The sequence below is a fragment of the Dokdonia sp. MED134 genome, assembly GCF_000152925.2.
Taxonomy (GTDB): domain Bacteria; phylum Bacteroidota; class Bacteroidia; order Flavobacteriales; family Flavobacteriaceae; genus Dokdonia.
In genome coordinates this window covers 214,414-234,099 of sequence record NZ_CP009301.1, presented here as the reverse complement: position 1 = coordinate 234,099, position 19,686 = coordinate 214,414, and the positions used below count along the sequence as shown (strand labels likewise).

21 protein-coding genes are annotated in these 19,686 nt (G+C 36.8%); 6 read left to right on the top strand and 15 right to left on the bottom strand.

Annotated features, from left to right (window positions below):
• Positions 1-34 precede the first annotated feature (34 nt).
• From tsaD to MED134_RS01025, 4 genes are all read left to right on the top strand, one after another.
• The gene (gene tsaD / locus MED134_RS01040) at positions 35-1,075 is read left to right on the top strand and encodes a tRNA (adenosine(37)-N6)-threonylcarbamoyltransferase complex transferase subunit TsaD (protein WP_021779245.1); all 1,041 of its coding nucleotides are present in this window, start codon (positions 35-37) and stop codon (positions 1,073-1,075) included.
• A 2-nt stretch (positions 1,076-1,077) separates the two neighbouring features.
• A complete protein-coding gene (locus MED134_RS01035) occupies positions 1,078-1,779 on the top strand; it encodes a 16S rRNA (uracil(1498)-N(3))-methyltransferase (RefSeq protein ID WP_021779246.1) in 702 nt (233 codons plus the stop codon).
• 187 nt (positions 1,780-1,966) lie between these two features.
• Positions 1,967-2,947, top strand: a complete 981-nt coding sequence (locus tag MED134_RS01030; protein WP_021779248.1) for a hypothetical protein — start codon at positions 1,967-1,969, stop codon at positions 2,945-2,947.
• Between the two features lie 113 nt (positions 2,948-3,060).
• The gene (locus tag MED134_RS01025; protein ID WP_021779249.1) at positions 3,061-3,822 is read left to right on the top strand and encodes a CDP-alcohol phosphatidyltransferase family protein; all 762 of its coding nucleotides are present in this window, start codon (positions 3,061-3,063) and stop codon (positions 3,820-3,822) included.
• A gap of 74 nt (positions 3,823-3,896) precedes the next feature.
• On the opposite strand, the gene MED134_RS01020 is transcribed toward MED134_RS01025, so the two are convergent.
• The 12 genes from MED134_RS01020 to MED134_RS00965 form a co-directional block, all read right to left on the bottom strand.
• Positions 3,897-4,556, bottom strand: coding sequence for a porin family protein (locus MED134_RS01020; protein WP_021779250.1), 660 nt, complete (start codon positions 4,554-4,556; stop codon positions 3,897-3,899).
• 159 nt (positions 4,557-4,715) lie between these two features.
• Positions 4,716-5,321 carry a porin family protein gene (locus MED134_RS01015; protein WP_021779251.1) on the bottom strand — a complete coding sequence of 202 codons (606 nt, stop codon included), beginning with the start codon at positions 5,319-5,321 and terminating at the stop codon, positions 4,716-4,718.
• A gap of 58 nt (positions 5,322-5,379) precedes the next feature.
• The gene (locus MED134_RS01010; RefSeq protein ID WP_021779252.1) at positions 5,380-6,267 is read right to left on the bottom strand and encodes a Ppx/GppA phosphatase family protein; all 888 of its coding nucleotides are present in this window, start codon (positions 6,265-6,267) and stop codon (positions 5,380-5,382) included.
• Positions 6,267-8,333 (bottom strand): polyphosphate kinase 1, encoded by a 2,067-nt coding sequence (gene ppk1, locus MED134_RS01005; protein ID WP_021779253.1) that lies wholly within the window; start codon positions 8,331-8,333, stop codon positions 6,267-6,269. The genes MED134_RS01010 and ppk1 overlap by 1 nt, the downstream gene beginning before the upstream one ends.
• A 1-nt stretch (position 8,334) precedes the next feature.
• Complete coding sequence (locus MED134_RS01000; protein WP_021779254.1) at positions 8,335-8,817, bottom strand: SixA phosphatase family protein; 483 nt, start codon at positions 8,815-8,817, stop codon at positions 8,335-8,337.
• Between the two features lies 1 nt (position 8,818).
• Positions 8,819-9,463, bottom strand: coding sequence for a pyridoxamine 5'-phosphate oxidase (gene pdxH, locus MED134_RS00995; RefSeq protein WP_021779255.1), 645 nt, complete (start codon positions 9,461-9,463; stop codon positions 8,819-8,821).
• A 51-nt stretch (positions 9,464-9,514) separates the two neighbouring features.
• The gene (locus MED134_RS00990; protein ID WP_148305625.1) at positions 9,515-9,931 is read right to left on the bottom strand and encodes a hypothetical protein; all 417 of its coding nucleotides are present in this window, start codon (positions 9,929-9,931) and stop codon (positions 9,515-9,517) included.
• Positions 9,932-9,940: 9 nt separating this feature from the next.
• Positions 9,941-10,858: a ribonuclease Z gene (locus MED134_RS00985; RefSeq protein WP_021779257.1), complete on the bottom strand. Its 918-nt coding sequence runs from the start codon at positions 10,856-10,858 to the stop codon at positions 9,941-9,943.
• An 11-nt stretch (positions 10,859-10,869) separates the two neighbouring features.
• Positions 10,870-11,205, bottom strand: coding sequence for a hypothetical protein (locus MED134_RS00980; protein WP_021779258.1), 336 nt, complete (start codon positions 11,203-11,205; stop codon positions 10,870-10,872).
• Complete coding sequence (locus MED134_RS00975; protein ID WP_021779259.1) at positions 11,205-12,134, bottom strand: aspartate carbamoyltransferase catalytic subunit; 930 nt, start codon at positions 12,132-12,134, stop codon at positions 11,205-11,207. Before MED134_RS00975 ends, MED134_RS00980 begins: the two co-directional genes overlap by 1 nt.
• Positions 12,135-12,143: 9 nt before the next feature.
• The gene (gene pyrR / locus MED134_RS00970; RefSeq protein ID WP_021779260.1) at positions 12,144-12,683 is read right to left on the bottom strand and encodes a bifunctional pyr operon transcriptional regulator/uracil phosphoribosyltransferase PyrR; all 540 of its coding nucleotides are present in this window, start codon (positions 12,681-12,683) and stop codon (positions 12,144-12,146) included.
• Between the two features lie 203 nt (positions 12,684-12,886).
• Positions 12,887-14,257 (bottom strand): hypothetical protein, encoded by a 1,371-nt coding sequence (locus MED134_RS00965; protein WP_021779261.1) that lies wholly within the window; start codon positions 14,255-14,257, stop codon positions 12,887-12,889.
• A 481-nt stretch (positions 14,258-14,738) separates the two neighbouring features.
• Between MED134_RS00965 and MED134_RS00960 the strand changes: the two genes are divergently transcribed.
• The gene (locus tag MED134_RS00960; RefSeq protein WP_021779262.1) at positions 14,739-16,433 is read left to right on the top strand and encodes a glycoside hydrolase family 13 protein; all 1,695 of its coding nucleotides are present in this window, start codon (positions 14,739-14,741) and stop codon (positions 16,431-16,433) included.
• On the opposite strand, the gene MED134_RS00955 is transcribed toward MED134_RS00960, so the two are convergent.
• From MED134_RS00955 to MED134_RS00950, 3 genes are read right to left on the bottom strand one after another with little or no spacing between them, the layout of a single operon-like run.
• Positions 16,430-17,047: a LysE family translocator gene (locus tag MED134_RS00955; protein WP_021779263.1), complete on the bottom strand. Its 618-nt coding sequence runs from the start codon at positions 17,045-17,047 to the stop codon at positions 16,430-16,432. The genes MED134_RS00960 and MED134_RS00955 overlap by 4 nt on opposite strands.
• A gap of 48 nt (positions 17,048-17,095) precedes the next feature.
• Positions 17,096-17,257: a hypothetical protein gene (locus tag MED134_RS15225; protein WP_021779264.1), complete on the bottom strand. Its 162-nt coding sequence runs from the start codon at positions 17,255-17,257 to the stop codon at positions 17,096-17,098.
• Positions 17,258-17,293: 36 nt separating this feature from the next.
• The gene (locus MED134_RS00950; protein ID WP_021779265.1) at positions 17,294-18,328 is read right to left on the bottom strand and encodes a quinone-dependent dihydroorotate dehydrogenase; all 1,035 of its coding nucleotides are present in this window, start codon (positions 18,326-18,328) and stop codon (positions 17,294-17,296) included.
• Between the two features lie 107 nt (positions 18,329-18,435).
• Here MED134_RS00950 and pepT point away from each other — a divergent pair, with 107 nt between their 5' ends.
• Positions 18,436-19,677, top strand: a complete 1,242-nt coding sequence (pepT, locus tag MED134_RS00945) for a peptidase T (RefSeq protein WP_021779266.1) — start codon at positions 18,436-18,438, stop codon at positions 19,675-19,677.
• Positions 19,678-19,686: the final 9 nt, after the last annotated feature.

Sequence of the window (19,686 nt, the reverse complement as noted above, 5' to 3'; positions counted from 1 at the left end):
TAACTTTGTAAACTTATAGCAACTTACGTGCCTTATGAATACTGATTCTCAAAAAACTTACATTCTCGCTATTGAATCTTCTTGTGATGATACTGCTGCTGCTGTATTACAAAACGATAAGGTACTCTCAAATGTTGTTGCAAACCAAGCGATTCATCAAGAATATGGAGGTGTAGTTCCAGAGCTTGCCTCGCGTGCACATCAACAAAATATCGTACCAGTTGTTACCGCTGCATTACGTAAAGCAAATATCGACAAAAAACAACTAAGCGCCATTGCTTTTACAAGTGGACCTGGCTTACTTGGGTCCCTTCTGGTAGGCACCTCATTTGCAAAATCTTTTGCGATGGGGCTAGACATACCGCTGCTGGACATAAACCATATGAAAGCGCATATACTAGCCCATTTTATAGATGAAGAGGGCTATGACAAACCTAGTTTCCCTTTTATAGGAGTGACAATATCTGGTGGACATACACAAATAGTACGCGTAGATGATTACTTTAAGATGGAAGTTATAGGCGAGACCATAGATGATGCCGTGGGTGAAGCCTTTGATAAAAGCGCAAAAATTATGGATTTGCCCTATCCTGGAGGACCGCTCATAGATAAGTATGCACAACTAGGTAATCCAAAAGCTTTTCCTTTTACAAAACCCAAGGTGGATGGTCTTAACTTTAGCTTTAGCGGTCTTAAAACACAAATAATGTACTTTGTACAAAGACAACAGGAGGCAAACCCTGACTTTTTAAAAGAACATAGGGATGATGTGTGCGCCTCAATACAATATACCATTGTAAATATCTTAATGGATAAAATTAAGAAAGCGGTAAAAGAAACTGGCATTACTCAAATCGCTATAGGTGGTGGCGTATCTGCAAACAGTGGTATAAGAACCGCGCTAAAAAAGGCAGAAACTACTCACGGCTGGAAAACATTTTTACCAAAATTTCAATACACCACAGATAACGCAGCGATGATAGGCATTGTGGGATACCTTAAGTATAAAGATCTTGTAGAGAAAGATTCTTTTCAAAACTTAGAAGTAAGTGCTCAATCTAGATTGAAAATATAAGTATGCAACTATTTTACAGCAAGAGTCTTGATATAGAAAGTACCTCATACACTTTACCTAAGGATGAGAGTAAGCACGTTATAAGGGTACTACGTAAGCAGCCTGGTGATACTATCTATCTTACTAATGGTAATGGTTACCTGTTTACTGCGCAGGTGTATGATGCAAATCCTAATAAATGCAAATTATCTATCACAAGCCACACATACCAAGAGCCAAGAGATTACAAACTACACCTCGCTGTAGCCCCCACAAAACTCAATGATAGATTTGAGTGGTTTTTAGAAAAAGCCACAGAGATAGGTGTTACAGAAATCACTCCACTACTTTGTGATCATAGCGAACGCAAAGTTATAAAGGAAGAGCGCTTTCTTAAAATATTGCAAAGTGCAATGAAGCAGTCATTGCACTATCACCTACCCAAACTAAACCCGCTCACGCCTTTTAAAGATTTTATAACAAATGCACATAGCAATACATTTATAGCCCATTGTGAAGACGATACAAAAAGTCTCCTTAAAAGCGAACTATCTCCTGCAACAGACTGCACAATTTTAATAGGACCTGAGGGAGACTTCTCAACTACAGAAATACAGCAAGCCCTACAAAAAAATATAACACCTGTATCACTAGGTCATAGTAGACTGCGTACTGAGACCGCTGCCATTGTAGCCTGTCACAGCGTGGCATTTATAAATGAATAAGGATTCTGTGACTAACAACTCACTAGCTATTAAAGATGACGTAAATACTGCTATTAAAAATGGTTTTCTTACAATTTTGTATATCCAATTATAAATTGTTTATTTGTCTACCTTGTATTACCTCACGGTAAGGGGCCCAACTACTTAATAATTAAAAAGTTAGATAAAATTGCGTAATTTTGTCAAGTTGGTCACACCCTTTATCCCGACGTTTATAAGCGTTTGTGGAGGCCTTCTGCTGGTTATAGGTCTTATACTATATTTCCCGCTTGACAATAAATCACAACTACTTACCACTGTACAAATAATAGTTGTTATAAGCATACTGCTCGTTGTTGTTATTTTAGGTTTCATTCTTACCAAAACGTCTCAATTACAATTTACAGGAGACTCTACAACATTAGAAATACAGAAGCTCACCCAGCAAGTGCATTACTTTAGAGATATTGCAGATATACTTGTACGATCAAAAGTTTGGGCACCTGGCTTAAAAGAATATATAGATGAAGAGTTTACAAACCTAAACTACTTTCTAGTAAAAGAGTTTTATAAAGGTAGATCTAAGCTTGCACTTGAGTATATAGAAGAAAAAGATCGCTATGGAGAAACAGAAATTTTATATTTAGAGACTAAAGCTATACTTCTTAACGATCCAAGTAAAGGAAGAGTAGATAACTATATGAACCCAAAAGAGTACGATAGCCGTATGCTCAAAAAATGGGCAGAGCACAAAGTAGGTACTGGCTGGAACCATTATTTTGGTTTTAAATACAATCAGTTTAAAGAAGAGCTAGATGTTTCAAGAATATATGAACGACATCAAGAAAAGATTATAAATTATGCTGTTCAAATAGACACCATACGCTATCAGGATGTAGGCTTTAGTGAAGAACTCATTTCAAAACTAGGTATGCACCTCTCTGATGAAGTTATACCGCAATTACTCGCACTCACCTTACAAGCAGTAAAGCGCGTCCCAAAAATTATGAATATAGCCTTTACACTCGTTGTATTACTTATAATTTTTGGTGTATTTCAACCTATTGCTATCATACTCTTTAATCTTGAAGAAGTCTTTAGTTTCATATCAATAAGTGTAGTTCTTAGTGTGCTTATGTTTTTAATGCTATCTATATATCCTTTTATAACCAGTCAAATTAACAAGTGATTAATTACGCTTTCGCGAAAGCGTAAACTACCTTTGTATTAGTTATATTTAATTAACAATTGCTGTTTTAAATTGCCCTTCTAGGTTTTTAAAAATGCTACAACCTAGAATTTATGTCAAAATTACCACAGGCGCATCGTTTTACAGATTTATCAGACTACGGAAGAAAACCCGCTCAGTATATAGTACGATTTTTAAAGGATACCAGCGCTACTCCTGTCCAGGTTACGCTTCTCTTTTTTGTTTCGGGAATGATTGCTATCTATTGTATCTACACAGAATATTATATACTCGCAGCAATTTTTATGATTCTAAAATCTATACTTGATGCCGCAGATGGGGAACTGGCCAGAGTTAAAAAAACACCATCCTACACGGGTCGATATCTAGATTCTATACTTGATATTGTACTTAATGCGTTATTCCTTTTAATGATAGGTTATAAGACAGATGCAGATGTTTGGCTTATTATTCTTGCATTTATAGCACTTCAAATACAAGGGACGTTATATAATTACTACTATGTTATCTTGAGATATAAACTCAACGGTGATACTACAAGCCGAATCACCGAGACAGGAACACCCAAAGCATTACCGGGTGAAGAGCAAGTTACGGTAACAGCCCTTTTTTACACATATAAAGTTCTATATGGATTATTTGATACAATAATCTATACGCTAGATCCTAGAGCCGCTAAAGGTAAGCTTATACCTAACTGGTTAATGACTCTTGTATCAACCTTTGGCTTAGGTTTTCAACTATTAATAATGGCTACATTACTGGTACTACAAAGCCCAGAACTTATTATCCCTTTCTTTATAACATACACGTTACTTGTACCTGTATGCATCATACTACGAATGAAAATCTAGTGGCACATATATTTGTAAAACTAAAAAAGCCTAGATTATATTATAATCTAGGCTTTTAATATGTGTCTATGATTTTATAATCTATATCCTACACTAAAGGTAAAGTACTGATTGTTTCCAGTATTATTGATAAGAAAATTATCGCTATTTACAAGGCTATTGCTATTTGCCCCAGGATCATCACCGCTTGGCGTGTAAGGAACTAATATTTGAGAATCATCCTCAAATACTTCTAAAAATCCTCTTGTAAAACGTGCTTCTATAAAAACACTCTCGTTAAAATGATACCCTATTGCTCCAAAGGCAGAGACATCAAAAGATTTATAATTTTTAGACTGTAATGGATCAGATATTTTGATACCAGCTTGTGGTCCAGCAATAACAAAAAGCTGATTAAAGTTTATTCTCAAACCTAGTGGCAACTGTAAGTTATCAAAACGTGTTCCCTCATACTTATTACCTTGTGATGAGAATGCAAATTCTGGTTGAAAACTTATTTTATCATTAATAGGGAATTCGGCTAGAAATGCTACAGCAAACCCATAACGTCCTTCTTCTGCTCCGGTAGGTGCAGGTCTAGCGGCATCACCCATTCTATTAAAAAGATCGAACTCATAACCACTTATTTGACTATAGCTTAATCCAGCTTTAAAGCCAACTCTTGCGCCTTGAGCAAACAATTGTGTACTGCATATAAATGCAAAAAATAATAAAGAAAGTACTAGTTTTTTCATATCAATAAAATAATAGTCGTTAATAACATTTTTGTGTTGCTGGGAAACTACTAGAATGTAAAGATAATCGCTATATTAAATATAAAAAGGCTTTTATAAAAGAAAGCCTTCTTAATACTATAAAAAACAACATACAATCGACAAGCTGCAATTCTAGACTTAAAGTCTATAACCAACGCCTAATTGTATTACCGCATTTTTTCCTTCAAGATTTGTAAACGTTGTTCCGCCTCCATTACTAAAGGTAGTTGCATTATTATCTTGAAAGATATCTGTAAGACCAAGTGTATATCTCGCCTCAATAAAAATGTTAGACTCAAAAATATACCCTATTCCTCCAAAAGCCGATGCTTCAAAGTTTGAAAATTCACCAGATTTATCTGAATCCCAAACCCTTACACCTATTTGTGGGCCTACGCTCACATATAAATCACTTATCTCTAGCTTAAGACCAAGTGGTAAGTTTAAATAATCAAGTCTAAAGCTCTCTAAATTTTTACCTTGTTGAGAGAAGATAAATTCTGGAACAAAACTTAACTTTTCTGTAAGAGGAATATCTACTAAAAAACCTACAAAATAACCTGTACGCCTTCCATCTAGCTGATCTTCTATCGTATTTGCCGCAGAAGAACCATCATTATTAAACTCAAAGCTGTTAACGTCTGAGAAGTTTACTCCGGCTTTAAATCCTGATGTAACTTGAGCATTTACAGTCGTAAATACAAATAAACTTAAGACAACTGTACTAAATAAAAACTTTTTCATTTATCGAATTTTCAGAGGGTTAGGAGACAAATATACATTATTTATATGATGTCAATATTTATTTTGAAAGATATAAACTTTTGATAATACCATCTGCAAGACCAATTTTTGGGACTATAATTTGTTTTGCTTTTGATGACTTCATTGCTTGTAGGTATATTCTTAAGGCGGGTATTATAACGTCTGCACGGTCTGGGTTGAGCTGTAAATCTATCACACGTTGCTCGTAACTCATAGCACTTAAGTCCTTGTATAATTGTGATAAAAATAAATAAGATAATGTTTTACCTGGCTTCTTTGTACTTAGCTTAAATACTTTATTAATATTTCCACCAGAGCCTATAAGATCGATATGGCTAAAATCTTTACAGTGCTGGTGTATCCAGTTTTTAAACACATCCCAATCTTCTGAAGAAACTAGATCATTAAGTAGCCTTACTGTTCCTATCTTAAAAGACTTTGAGGCCACAACTTCTCCCATATGGTAGATGGTTATCTCGGTACTTCCACCTCCTACATCTACGTAGATGTAAGTTCTATCTTCTTTAATGAAACTTTGAAGATCTGTAGCGGCAATGATTTGTGCTTCTTCTTCACCATCTATGATCTCTATATTTATATCTGTTGTTTCTTTTATTTTTTTCGCGAAAGCGTCTCCATTCTTAGCATCTCTCATCGCACTTGTAGCACACGCACGATACTGTTTTACCTCGTGAGCATTCATTAACAATCTAAAGGCTTTCATTGCATCCTCCATACGCTTTTGATTTTTTAATGATATTTCTCCATTAATAAAAACGTCTTCTCCTAGCCTTATGGGGACACGCACAAGGGCATTTTTTCTAAATAGTGTAGGCCCGTTTTCTTGTTCTATAACATTTGCAACGAGCAATCTTATTGCGTTAGACCCTATGTCTATTGCAGCGTATTTTGATATGTTAAGCACTATAGGTCTTTAAGTTTATTTACATAATACTCATAAGTGGCAAATTGTGATCTCACAAAAGGTAAATCATCTTTTTTGTACCTATTATCCATTTGCTTATTAAGTACACGCGCTTTTACATTATCGCTCCAAGATATCTCGTGGGTATCTATAATTTCTTGCTTTATATCTTCATCATATATAGGTACTGAGACCTCTACTCTATTATCTAGATTACGACTCATCCAGTCTGATGATGATAGGAAAACCTTTTCTTCCCCAGGTATACCAAAGATATATACACGTGGATGCTCTAAAAATTTATCTATAATACTTATGATTTCTATGTTTTCACTCATACCGGGTACTCCTGGAATAAGGCAGCATATACCACGCACTATCATTTGTATTTTTACACCAGCTTGACTAGCTTCATATAGCTTATCTATAATGTCATAGTTTGAGATACTGTTGAGCTTAAGTCTTATGAGACCTTCTCCTCCATTTTGAACAGTCTCTATTTGCTCTTGAATGAGTTTATACATTCTAGTACGTGAGTAATGAGGAGATACTACTAAATGTTTGTACTTATTTACGATATAATTTGTGTCAAAAAAGTTAAAGAGTTTTGAGAGATCTTTAAGTATTTCTTTATTTGCTGTAAATAGTGTGTAATCTGTATATATACGCGCTGTAGCGTGGTTAAAATTACCCGTACTTATAAAGCCGTAACGCACAATTTTACCTTCTTCTTCACGTTCAATCACACAGACTTTACTGTGTACTTTAAGACCAGGTACGCCAAATATGAGTCTTACACCTTCGTTTTGCATCTTTTTTGCGTAGCGCATATTTGACTCCTCGTCAAACCTCGCTCTAAGCTCAATCTGCACGGTTACTTCTTTTCCATTTTGAGCAGCGTTTATCAATGCGCTCGCTATACTCGAGAGCTTTGCAAGCCTATAAATGGTGATTTTTATAGATCTCACCTTGGGGTCTAGAGCAGCTTCTCTAAGGAACTTGATGGTATATGAAAAGCTCTGATAAGGAGTATATTGTAAAAAGTCTTTCTTTGCAGCAATAGAGAATAAGTTATCTTCAAGAGTGATACCAGGTATAGGGAGTGGTTTTACACTAGGATAATAAAGCTCTTGCCTTCCAAAGGCAGGAAAATTCATATAATCTTTACGGTTATGATAACGCCCGCCGGGTATAATACTATCCTTACGTTTTATACCTAGTTTATTAAGTAAGAATTGCAGTGTCTCTTCTTCTATAGTTTTATCAAATACAAAACGTACAGGCTCTCCATCTTCTCTTCCTTTTACACTACGAGTAAGTTTCTCTAAAAAACTTTTACCAAGATCTGACTCAATATCTAGCTCTGCATCACGCGTTATTTTAATCATATGTGCAGTAATGCTATCATATTCAAAAATGCTAAAAATGGTATCTAGGTTATAACGAATCAAATCATCAAGAATCATTATATAATCTTTACCATCTACCTGCGGTAATACTACAAAACGATCTAATGTACTAGGTATCTCAAGCAGTGCATATAGCGGCTTTTGCTCCTCTGTAAGGTTCATTTTTACCATTAGGTAAGCATCAAGATCTTGTATACGTGGCAATTCTAAATCCTCACGCAATATGATAGTCTCTACCGCAAGGGCTACTTTATCTGTAAAAAAGTCTTTTATAAATTCCTTATGCTCAGGAAGTGTCACCTCTTCCTCAGTAAGCATATAAATATTTTGTTCTTCTAGCTTTTTGTAAATATCTTCTAGAATCTGGAGACTTTCTGTCTGTTGCTCAATAACGATCTCGGTTATTTTACCTAGCAACTCTTCGGCAGAGTATACTCCTAGTGCTTTTCTACCCGTCTTACCTGCATCTACAATTCTACGTACGGTAGCATATCGCACTTTAAAAAACTCGTCTAAGTTATTTGAAAAAATCCCTAAAAACCTAAAGCGTTCTATAAGCGGTACACTCTCGTCTGCTGCTTCTTGCAATACACGTGCGTTAAACTGTAACCAGCTTAGTTCTCTATTTATATACCTATTTTCTTTAGTCTGCGTCATTTTAAAGTTCTTTTGGAGCCTTATGATAAATTGTCTTTCCGGGTATTAAATCTTGCCAACTATGAATCTCAAATGTGATAGCCGTAAAGGCCGCAGTAGCTACATTATCTACTCGTAAATCACCATAGGAATTTACAAAATTTGTCATTGCATTATTATGACCAAAAACCATAAGTGTATCTACCTCATCACCTACACTCTTTATCACCTCAACCAGATCACGCCCTTCAAAATCGTACATTTTATGATTAAGTATAATCTCTGTATCTGGAATAGTAAATGCCTTTGCGAAAAACACTGCAGTAGTCTTTGCTCTTAAAGCATCACTACTCATTAAAAGATCTGGCTTAGGCATTGTAGCCGCAATATGTTGAGCCATTTTTGGCCCATCTTCAAGGCCGCGCTCATTAAGCGGTCGCTCGTGGTCTATTACATCAAATTTCCAACTTGACTTTGCGTGTCTTACAAGGTATAATGTTTTCATATCAAGGGGCTAGTCGCTCTATTATCCAGTTATCACCTTCTTTACGATAGCGCACACGGTCGTGTAATCTACTAGGTCTACCTTGCCAGAACTCAACTGTAACTGGCTTTATGATGTAACCACCCCAGTGTGAGGGACGCTGTACATCTTGATTTTTATATTTCGCTTTAAGCGAAATCATCTTTTCCTCAAGAACAGATCTATCTTTTATAACGGTGCTTTGGTCTGAGACTAAAGCCCCTAGCTGACTGTCTTTAGGTCTATTATTAAAATATGCATCCGAACGAGCGTCTGAAACTTTTTCTATATCACCTTTTATAATGACTTGTCTCTCTAAATTAGGCCAAAAGAAAGAGACCCCCACTTTAGGGTGCTGTGCAATACTTACACCTTTCTCACTCGTGTAGTTTGTGTAGAATACAAAACCCTGCTGGTCATATTCTTTAAGAAGTACAATTCTTGATTTTGGAAAACCGTCATCACCTAGTGTGGCAATAGTCATCGCGTTAGGCTCTGCAACACCTCCAGCTTCTTCTACCTCTTTAAACCAAGTTTTAAATTGATCTATAGGATGTTTTGCGACGTTTTCTATAAGTAACTCGCCTTTTTCGTATGATTTTCTGTAGTCGTGTAAGTCTCTGTTCATTGTAGTAAATGTACAAAGACCGCTATAAAATTAAAAGTGGAAGTGGCAGTATTATTTCCTCATAAACCCTTTCTTTATCAAGAGTTTTCTCACCTTATCATTGTGCTTTCTAATACGGGTAAATTCTTCATAGTCCATATCATCATCCTCAAAATCTTCTGCACCAAACTGCCCCTCAAAGTTCTCAAGCATTTCTACCTGATCTCTATCTATATTATACCTGCGGTGCTCAGTGTATCCATCTGCATTTAAAAAGTACTCACAGATATATTGATCTTCAAAAATGAAAACCTTAAACGCAATACTTATGCTATCCTTCACAGAGGTAGACCCGTAGGTTTTATTAACTTTCTTAAGACGTATATCTGGATTAACGAGAAACAGGTTACGAGGGATTAAACCATCAAAATGTACTTGTAATCTTGCTAAAATAGGTTTTGCTATTTTCTTTACTTCTTCTTCCATCATAATCTTTTTTTAAAAGGTGAAATTCTTACCATCGTCACCTAGGTGTACATTTTCAAAGTAGGGTGCGGCTTCTTTTATAAATTCTTGTAAATCACCATATCGTACAGAGTAGTGACCTAATATTAAATTTTTTACTCCAGCCATAGCTGCTATTTGAGCTGCTTGTGCTGCTGTACTGTGCCCAGTAGGTTTACACAAGTGTGCGTGACTTTCTAGAAATGTAGCCTCGTGATACAATGCTGTTGCCCCTTGTATTTGTGATACAATTTCTTCATAATAAGCAGTATCACTACAATAGGCATAACTTTTAGGTTGCGGCGGATCAAAGGTGAGTTGTTCATTTTTTACAACCGTCCCGTTATCTAAGGTGATATCTCCTCCCTGCTTTATTTTATTATAATATGCACGATCTATATCTAGTTTTAAACAAGCAGTTATATCTAGCTTGCGCTCACCTAGTTTTTCTTCAAAGTAAAAACCATTTGTATAGATGCGATGCTTGAGTGGTATAGTGGTTACCGTAATCTCTTCATTTTCTAAAATCACTTCTGACTCCTTACTTGTTATTTCACGAAAGTGTAAGGGATAGCTTGTAAATCCTTTTGTGAGTTTTAATTGCAGTAAGATAAGCTCTTTTATACCCTTAGGGCCATAAATGGTAAGTGGTGCAGTACGTTTAAGTAAACTAAAAGTTGTTATCACGCCCATAAGACCAAAAAAATGATCACCGTGCAGGTGTGATATAAAAATGTGTTTAATACGGGCAAACTTAATCTTATTGCGTCGTAACGCTACTTGAGTACCCTCACCACAATCTATAAGAAATAGGTTGTTGCGTATTTCTAAAACTTGAGAGGTGGGATTTTTATAACTACCTGGTGCTGCTGCATAACAACCTAAAATGGTAAGATGTAGATTGCTAGACATTATGACACTTTTTAAAATCCGAGGTCGCGCTCTATCTCTTCCATTGCGATAATATCTCCAGCCTCTTCTAGCGTAGGGACTACCACCATCTCATCTGGTACTAGATCATAATCTATACCTGTATTTACAATCACATAAGAGAGCTTACCACCACGCTGGTAGTTAGACAGTTTTATAAACTGTACTAGCTGGTCTAGAGTGAGATTTTCATACTTTAATAAATCTATAACTAGATTTTTTTTATCGTAATGTAGTGGCACTATTTTCTCCAGATACATCGCAAAGTCTAATACGTCATCACGCTCGTCTCCTAGTATAGTGTATGTATCTTTTTCTGTAATTTTCATTATTGCTTAATTTTTGACGCAAGTAAATAGATGACAGCCATCCTCACGGCTACCCCATTTTGTACTTGATCTAGAATAATAGCCTGGTCTGAGTCTGCAACATCACTGGTAATCTCTACACCTCTATTTATAGGACCTGGGTGCATTATTACAATTTCTTTATTAAGCGAGTTAAGCAGTTGTTTATTTACTCCATACTGCTGTGTGTACTCTCTAGTACTAGGGAAGTAACTTATGTCCATACGCTCGTTTTGTACTCTAAGCATATTTGCCACATCACACCACTCTAGTGCTTTTCTTAAATCTAGTTCTACCTCAACGCCTAGTGACTCAATGTACTTAGGCATTAATGTTTTGGGTCCACACACTTTTACATTTGCTCCTTGTAGCTTGAGGGCATAAATATTTGAGAGTGCTACTCTACTGTGCAAAATATCGCCCACTATAACCACGTTTTTTCCAGCAACATCACCTAGTTTCTCACGTATAGAGTAACTATCTAGTAGCGCTTGCGTAGGGTGCTCGTGTGCTCCATCTCCAGCGTTTACAATACTCGCCTTAATATGTTTTGATAAAAAGATACCTGCTCCAGGGTTAGGGTGACGCATTACCACCATATCTACCTTCATAGATAAGATGTTATTTACGGTATCTATAAGTGTTTCTCCCTTCTTAACAGAAGAGGCGGCAGCAGAGAAGTTAATTACGTCTGCGCTTAGTCTCTTTTCGGCTAGCTCAAAGGAGAGCTTTGTACGGGTGCTGTTTTCAAAAAATAGATTTGCGATGGTAATATCACGCAAAGAAGGAACTTTTTTAATAGGCCTATTAATCACTTCCTTAAAATGATCTGCCGTTTTAAAAATAAGTTCAATATCTGCAGCGGTGATATATTTAATACCCAGCAAATGGTTGACACTAAGCTCACTCATACTCAAAAATTAGCTTTTTACAAGATATACGGTGTCTTCGCCTTCATTTTCTTTCCAGCACACCTTTACTTTTTCTTCATTTATGGCATCTACCTGTCTCCCTTTGTAATCTGGTTGTATAGGTAGGTGTCGAGAGAACCTTCTATCTATAAGACATAGTAGCTCTACCTCTTCTGGACGTCCAAAGCTTTGTACTGCGGTAAGAGCAGCATTAATGCTTCTACCTGTATAAAGAACGTCGTCTATAAAGACTACCTTTTTCTTTTCTACTACAAAATCAATCTTGGTCTTATTTGCTTCTAGCGTCTTCTCTGTTCTTCTAAAATCATCTCTATAAAAAGTGATATCAAGATAGCCTAGCCTTATTTCTTCTATGGCATATTCTTCTATTAATAACTTTTTAATACGTTCGGCTAGGTAGACACCTCTGGGCTGTATACCTATTAAAACGGTTTCTTTAAAATCTAGATGATTCTCAATGAGTTGACAAGCCAGACGATTGAGAATGATGTTGATCTCTGTCGCGTTAAGAAGTACTTTTTGGCTCATAGATATTTCCGAAATCTGTTCGGAGGACAAAGTTACATAATATTAAGGTTTACTGGTAGGGTTTGTTACGCTTTCGCGAAAGCGTACTCTGCAACCCCTTCTCTAAAAAAAGAAAGCACCACCATACGGTAGTGCTTTCGCCATTTATATAATTATTAATTAATAATAACTACAATGTCTATAATGGCTTTATGTTTTTATGCTTAGAATCCAGCTTGTAATACTACAGAAGCGTTACCAGTACCTGTTTGAGAAACTGTACTTGTGTTACCTGTACCTAACTGACCTACTAGAGACCCGTTAGACGTACCGTCTTGTAATACTTTAGATACGTTTCCTGCTCCAAATTGACCTACTAAAGAAAGGTTTGTAGTTCCTAATTGATCTACTTCAGACTGGTTACCTGTTCCTATCTGTAAAACTCCAGATAAGTTACTAGTACCTTGCTGCGCTGTATCTGCAAAGTTTGAAGTACCGTCTTGAGCAATCACGCTTAAGTTAGAATCTCCACCTTGATAAACACGTGCAACATTTGAATCACCTAGTTGTGATACAAAAGACACCTGGCTCTCACCTAACTGATTTACACGAGTATCATTTGCATCTCCTACTTGAAAAACATCAGAGCTACTGTTATTACTTACTTGAGAAACAAAATTTAAGTTTCCGTTACCTTGTTGATCTACTTCAGAAAAGTTAGAATCTCCAGTCTGGATTACTTCAGAGCTATTACCATTACCTTGCTGTGCTGTATCTGCAAAGTTGCTATCTCCTGTAGAAAATATAGAACTGTCGTTATTATTACCACCTTGGTACGTACGTGCAATGTTTGAGTTACCTTGTGCGTCTACCTCAGAAGAGTTTCCGTCTCCAAACTGATCTACTGTAGAATCATTAAGAGTTCCTTGTTGAGCAGTATCTGCAAAGTTTCCATTTCCAGAAGAAAGAATTGTACTAGTGTTAGATTGTCCACCTTGATATACTCTTGCAACGTTAGAGTTTCCTTGAGCATCTACTTCAGAAAAGTTAGAATCTCCTACCTGGTTTACGATAGCGTCGTTATCATTTCCATTTTGAGCGGTGTCTGCAAAGTTAAAATCTCCGTCTTGACTTACAACACTTGCGTTATCATCTCCTACTTGACTTACAACAGCCTCGTTGTCATTAGATAGTTGTCCAGGAGTTGCAGAGTATTGATTAATTACAGAAGAGTTTCCTACTCCATCTTGTAATAAACGAGCCTCATTGTCATTACCTACACGTGTCACAGCACCGTTACTAGATACTTGACCTTGATTAATTCTAGAAGAGTTGTGACTTCCTGTTTGTAATACTTCAAAGTTGTTATCATCTCCACCTTGACTATTTACGTTACGGTTGTTTCTACCCAGAGATACTACCTCTGCAGTGTTATTGTCCCCCTTAGTAACTAGTTTGTTGTTGTTAATAGATCCTACTTGTAATACCCCAGAAAGGTTTGCATCTCCTACTTGCTCTACAGAGCTTACATTGTCTTGTGCTACAACTGTTGTAGCAAATACTAGCGCCGCAGCACTGATCATTAATTTTTTCATAGTTTAAAAAATTAGATTAATAATAAATGGTTAATAAATACAGTATCCTATGCTATTTTTTACAATAGTATGGTGTGCACAAACGTGCATATAATCAATCTATTACGGGGGAGAGTGTTGAGATACAAACTAAAGGGGGAAGGCGCTTGCTCTTTATCAACATTGTAAAGCTAAAACAGAAAATTAAACAAAAAGTAAATTCTTACAATTTTTCGATAATGTGAGAAAATTCTTTATCAATACTCGATTAAGCGTTACGTTTTCAGTGTTTTACGAATTTAACATTAACTACTTTTTAAAAAAATTAGCAATTTATTTCGAAGATTATTCTTACAAAATTTAATTAATAAAGTCTAGATTTGCTGTTTTTGTTTAACGCCTTGATTATCAAAACGCGAGCTTAGAGTAATAGAAGAACTTTTGACGCTTTCGCGAAAGCGTACAGATACCTAACTTCGTAACTCATCATATTTTACACATTATGTCGCAAACTAAAACCTGGTGGAAAGAAGGTATTGTATACCAGATTTACCCTAGATCCTTTAATGACACTACCGGAAATGGTATAGGAGATTTACGTGGTATTATAGAAAAACTAGATTATATAGCAAGTCTTGGTGTTACCATTATATGGTTGAATCCCGTATATGACTCGCCAAATGATGATAATGGGTACGACATACGTGATTATCGCAAGATAATGGCAGAGTTTGGTACTATGGAAGATTTTGATGAGCTACTCTCTGGTATGAAAGAAAGAGAGTTACGTCTCATTATGGATCTTGTAGTTAATCACTGCAGTGATGAGCACAACTGGTTTAAAGAGAGTAGATCTTCTCGAGATAATGCCTATCGAGATTACTTTCACTGGTGGCCCGCCGAAAAAGGAACACCGCCTAAAAGATGGAGCTACTTTGATGTTGAAGAAAATGCCTGGAAATATGATGAGCAAACAGATGCCTACTACCTGCACTACTTTGCCGTGAAGCAACCAGATCTTAAGTGGGAAAACCCAGCCGTGCGCAAGGAGGTATATGATATGATGCATTTCTGGTTTAAAAAAGGAGTAGATGGCTTCCGTATGGATGTTATTCCATTTATAAGTAAAGACACTAGCTATCCAGAGATTAATGCGACAGAGCCGCACGAGTATATTGCCTATTATGCAAATGGGCCTAAGGTACACGAGTATCTTAATGAGCTTAATACAGAGGTAATCTCAAAGTATGATGCATTTACCGTAGGTGAAGGTCCTGGCATAGCTATAGACCAAGCTTTAGACTTCGTACAAGAAGATCGCAAGGAGATGGATATGTTCTTTCACTTTGACTTGATGAGCTTAGATAGAGCTCCAGGCGAAGTTTTTAAAATGAGAGAAGGAGGATATAGTCTTGTGGAATTTAAAAAAGTATTTAGTGACTGGGATGCTGCTTTTGCACAAGCTGGATGGGGCTCCTTATTTCTCGCAAACCACGACTTCCCAAGGTCTGTAAGCCGCTGGGGGAATGATAGTCCAGAACACTGGAAAAACAGCGCTACCCTACTCCACACCTTTTTACTTACTATGCGAGGCACCCCCTACTTCTATCAAGGTGATGAGATAGGTATGACTAATGTATGCTTTACAGATATAGAAGATTATAGAGATATAAATACAATAAATAGGTATAAAACTGTACAAAATCGAGGTGGCGATCTAGAAGCCTTTATGCAAAGTGAGCAACACGCCGCTAGAGAAAATGCACGCACACCTATGCAATGGGATGCAAGCGCAAATGCTGGTTTTACAAACGCAACTCCCTGGATAAAAGTAAATCCAGATTATGAAGATGGAGTAAATGTAGAAGCCCAGCTTAAAACCAAGCACTCTGTTCTTTCTTATTTTAAAGAGATTACTGCACTTAGAAAAGCACACCCGGCACTAGTATATGGAGATTATGAGTGCATACGCCCAGAGCACGACCGTGTATACTGCTATACAAGAACCCAAGAGGACCAGAGGTTCCTTATACTTCTCAATTTTTCTGACGAGGTGGAGCGATTCTCATTACCCTTATCATTAAGTTACAATAGAAAGATAAAACTTATCTCAAATGACAAGATACTTGATGATAAAACTTTTAAAGAATTCTTATTAAGACCTTGGCAAGCTATTGTATATAAATTAGAAAACTAGTAGTCTGATAGTACAAATATCGCAATACCAATAAATACAATAATTTGCAGCCATTTTAAGACAACCCCAGCTTTCTCACTGGTGCGGAGTATATGTGATATTTTACCAGCAACAATGGCTATAGATCCAAAAATCAAAAACGACTCTACCATAAATAGAATACCTAACACGTAAAATTGATATACCGTATTACCCTCAGGATCCCAGAGAAAACCTGGGAAAAACGCTAGAAAAAATATGGTGACCTTGGGGTTAAGGATATTCATAAGTACGCCCTGTTTAAAGAGTGCGAGATATGTTTTCTTTGGCGCTCCTTCTGCCAGGTTTATAGTACTGTCACTTTTATACACTTTGTAAGCCAGATAGAGTAAGTAAATTGCCCCTACAATTTTTATAGCAAGAAACAGATAAGGAGAAGCTGCTATAATTACAGAGAGTCCAAAGGCAACTAGCGTTGTATGCACAATGCAACCGGTAATAAGTCCTGCCGTAGTTGCCAGTCCAGATTTACTCCCATTTGCAATACTCTGAGTAAGTACATATATATTATCTGGTCCAGGTGAAAATGCTAGTAAGGCAGTTGCTGCAAGAAAGGCTAGTAAAGATGCTATCACAGATAGGTAGGTTTATAAAGCCCTAAAATAAGGAAAAAGCAAACACGATTACCACTGTCGTTCTTTCCACATTGTGTAAAAACCTAAAACTAGTAACAAGCCCGCAACTGCAAGTTTGAGCCATTGTGGTAAAAATGCTGCCACATCTGGCTTCATTGCAAAAAGCATAACGGCAATGGAGGCAAAAATAAGTTTGTGAGAATTTCTCATAGTTGTAAATAAAAACTTGTAGACGAGAGTTGTGTATTAACCTTTCGCTAGTATTGCTTTATTTATGTCTTTTATGAGACTTGGCCCTTCATACACAAAACCAGTATATAATTGTACCAGCGAGGCACCAGCTTCTATTTTATCTAGCGCATCTTGCGCACTGTGTATACCACCCACTCCTATAATAGGAAATGATCTATTACTCTTATCTGCTAAATATTTTATAACTCTTGTAGAGCGATCTGTTACAGGTTTACCACTTAAACCACCGTTACCTATCTCTTCCAGTCTAGCATCTGTAACTTTAAGTCCCTCACGATTTACAGATGTATTACTTGCTATTACACCATCCAGGCCTGTGTCTTTTACAAGTGCCACAATCTCATCTAGCTGCTGGTCATTTAGATCTGGTGCGATTTTAAGAACAATAGGTCTTTGTATCTCATAAGACGCATTTGCTTTTTGTACTGCTTGTATAAGCTCTTCTAGGTAATCCTTATCATTAAGCTTTGCGTGACTAGATACATTAGGGCAGCTTACATTGAGTACAAAGTAATCTACTACTGGGTGTAACTCGTGAAAACACGTAAGATAGTCCTCTGTATAATCTTTTGGGTCTGTGTCGGTATTTTTACCTATGTTCCCTCCTATTATAATAGAATTATTCTTTCTATTCTTAAGACGCTTTGCTGCTTCTGTTACACCGCCATTGTTAAATCCCATTCTGTTTATGAGACCTTGATCTTCTTTTAGTCTAAAGAGGCGTTGCTTTGGGTTTCCTTCTTGAGCTCTAGGCGTGACCGTACCTATCTCTATAAAACCAAAACCAAGATCTCCTAGCTCATTAAAAAGTTTTGCATCTTTATCAAACCCTGCGGCAAGACCTACGGGGTTTTTAAAGGTAAGACCTAATACTTTTCTCTCTAGGCGCTTATCTTCTACTTTACCCATATTATTGAGTATTCCAGAAAGTCCGAGTTTATGCAGGCGTTTTATCCATCTAAAGGTAAAATAGTGCACTTTTTCTGGATCAAAAGAAAATAGAATCGGGCGTATAAGGAGTTTGTACATTTCGGTGATTTCTGTGGTGCAAAAATACTCCAAAAAGAGGTATTTTTGAAGTAGAACTGAATGATGATTTTTACGCTTTCGCGAAAGCGCACTCATAACCACCCACAATGATAGATAAAGACGCACTACTCAAAAGATTTATAAGCTACGTAACCACCTATACCGAAAGTGATCCCGCAAGTGACACAACCCCTAGTACTGAGTGCCAGTGGGACCTCGCAAGACAACTGCGTGATGAACTAGAAGCAATGGGGATGACAGAGGTTACTATAGATGAGAATGCATATGTGATGGCTACATTGCCTAGCAATGTAGATTATGAGGTGCCAGTTATAGGGTTTGTAGCACACTTTGACACCACTCCAGATTTTACAGGTAAAGATGTAAAACCGCAAATATGGGAAAACTATGATGGAGGCGATCTTATGATTAACAAGGAGCAGAATATTGTATTATCTCCAGATTATTTTGAAGATCTCAAGCAATACAAAGGTCAAACTATTGTAACTACAGATGGTACTACCCTTCTAGGAGCAGATGATAAAGCGGGTATTACTGAGATTATGGAAGCAATGAAATACTTGCTGGCAAATCCTCAAGTAAAACACGGTAAGATACGTGTAGGCTTTACGCCAGATGAAGAAATAGGCCGCGGAGCGCATAAATTTGATGTAGATAAATTTGGAGCTGCCTGGGCATATACGATGGACGGTAGCCAGATAGGTGAACTTGAGTATGAAAATTTTAATGCCGCAGGTGCTGTGGTTACCATAGAGGGTAAAATAGTTCATCCCGGTTATGCAAAAGGTAAAATGGTAAACAGTATGTATATCGCTACAGATTATATAAATAGCTTACCTAGACTAGAAACTCCAGAGCATACCTCAGATAGAGAAGGATTCTTTCACCTACATAATATAGAAGGGAGTGTAGATAGCACAAAACTTGAGTACATCATAAGAGATCACGATAAAGGACATTTTGAAGCTCGCAAGGCTATGATGGTACAACTAGCAGATGAGCTTAATGCACAACTAGAAAAAGAGCTCGTTACCGTTGAGGTAAAAGATCAATATTTTAATATGCGTGAAAAGGTAGAGCCTGTAATGCACATTGTAGACATTGCAGAAGAAGCTATGAAGGCACTTGATATAGAGCCACTCATAAAACCTATACGTGGTGGTACAGACGGATCGCAACTATCTTTTATGGGATTACCTTGTCCTAATATTTTTGCTGGCGGACATAACTTTCACGGTAGGTATGAATATGTTCCCGTAGAGAGTATGATGAAGGCCGTTGAGGTCATTGTAAAAATTGCAGAGCTTACCGCTCAAAAAAATGCATAACAGATAGCA

Bases quoted from the DNA above. Each gene is read 5' to 3' on its own strand.
- tsaD (WP_021779245.1), top strand. From the start codon at position 35: ATGAATACTGATTCTCAAAAAACTTACATTCTCGCTATTGAATCTTCT.
- MED134_RS01035 (WP_021779246.1), top strand. From the start codon at position 1,078: ATGCAACTATTTTACAGCAAGAGTCTTGATATAGAAAGTACCTCATAC.
- MED134_RS01025 (WP_021779249.1), top strand. From the start codon at position 3,061: ATGTCAAAATTACCACAGGCGCATCGTTTTACAGATTTATCAGACTAC.
- MED134_RS01020 (WP_021779250.1), bottom strand. From the start codon at position 4,556: ATGAAAAAACTAGTACTTTCTTTATTATTTTTTGCATTTATATGCAGT.
- MED134_RS01015 (WP_021779251.1), bottom strand. From the start codon at position 5,321: ATGAAAAAGTTTTTATTTAGTACAGTTGTCTTAAGTTTATTTGTATTT.
- ppk1 (WP_021779253.1), bottom strand. From the start codon at position 8,333: ATGACGCAGACTAAAGAAAATAGGTATATAAATAGAGAACTAAGCTGG.
- MED134_RS01000 (WP_021779254.1), bottom strand. From the start codon at position 8,817: ATGAAAACATTATACCTTGTAAGACACGCAAAGTCAAGTTGGAAATTT.
- pdxH (WP_021779255.1), bottom strand. From the start codon at position 9,463: ATGAACAGAGACTTACACGACTACAGAAAATCATACGAAAAAGGCGAG.
- MED134_RS00990 (WP_148305625.1), bottom strand. From the start codon at position 9,931: ATGATGGAAGAAGAAGTAAAGAAAATAGCAAAACCTATTTTAGCAAGA.
- MED134_RS00985 (WP_021779257.1), bottom strand. From the start codon at position 10,858: ATGTCTAGCAATCTACATCTTACCATTTTAGGTTGTTATGCAGCAGCA.
- MED134_RS00980 (WP_021779258.1), bottom strand. From the start codon at position 11,205: ATGAAAATTACAGAAAAAGATACATACACTATACTAGGAGACGAGCGT.
- MED134_RS00975 (WP_021779259.1), bottom strand. From the start codon at position 12,134: ATGAGTGAGCTTAGTGTCAACCATTTGCTGGGTATTAAATATATCACC.
- pyrR (WP_021779260.1), bottom strand. From the start codon at position 12,683: ATGAGCCAAAAAGTACTTCTTAACGCGACAGAGATCAACATCATTCTC.
- MED134_RS00965 (WP_021779261.1), bottom strand. From the start codon at position 14,257: ATGAAAAAATTAATGATCAGTGCTGCGGCGCTAGTATTTGCTACAACA.
- MED134_RS00960 (WP_021779262.1), top strand. From the start codon at position 14,739: ATGTCGCAAACTAAAACCTGGTGGAAAGAAGGTATTGTATACCAGATT.
- MED134_RS15225 (WP_021779264.1), bottom strand. From the start codon at position 17,257: ATGAGAAATTCTCACAAACTTATTTTTGCCTCCATTGCCGTTATGCTT.
- MED134_RS00950 (WP_021779265.1), bottom strand. From the start codon at position 18,328: ATGTACAAACTCCTTATACGCCCGATTCTATTTTCTTTTGATCCAGAA.
- pepT (WP_021779266.1), top strand. From the start codon at position 18,436: ATGATAGATAAAGACGCACTACTCAAAAGATTTATAAGCTACGTAACC.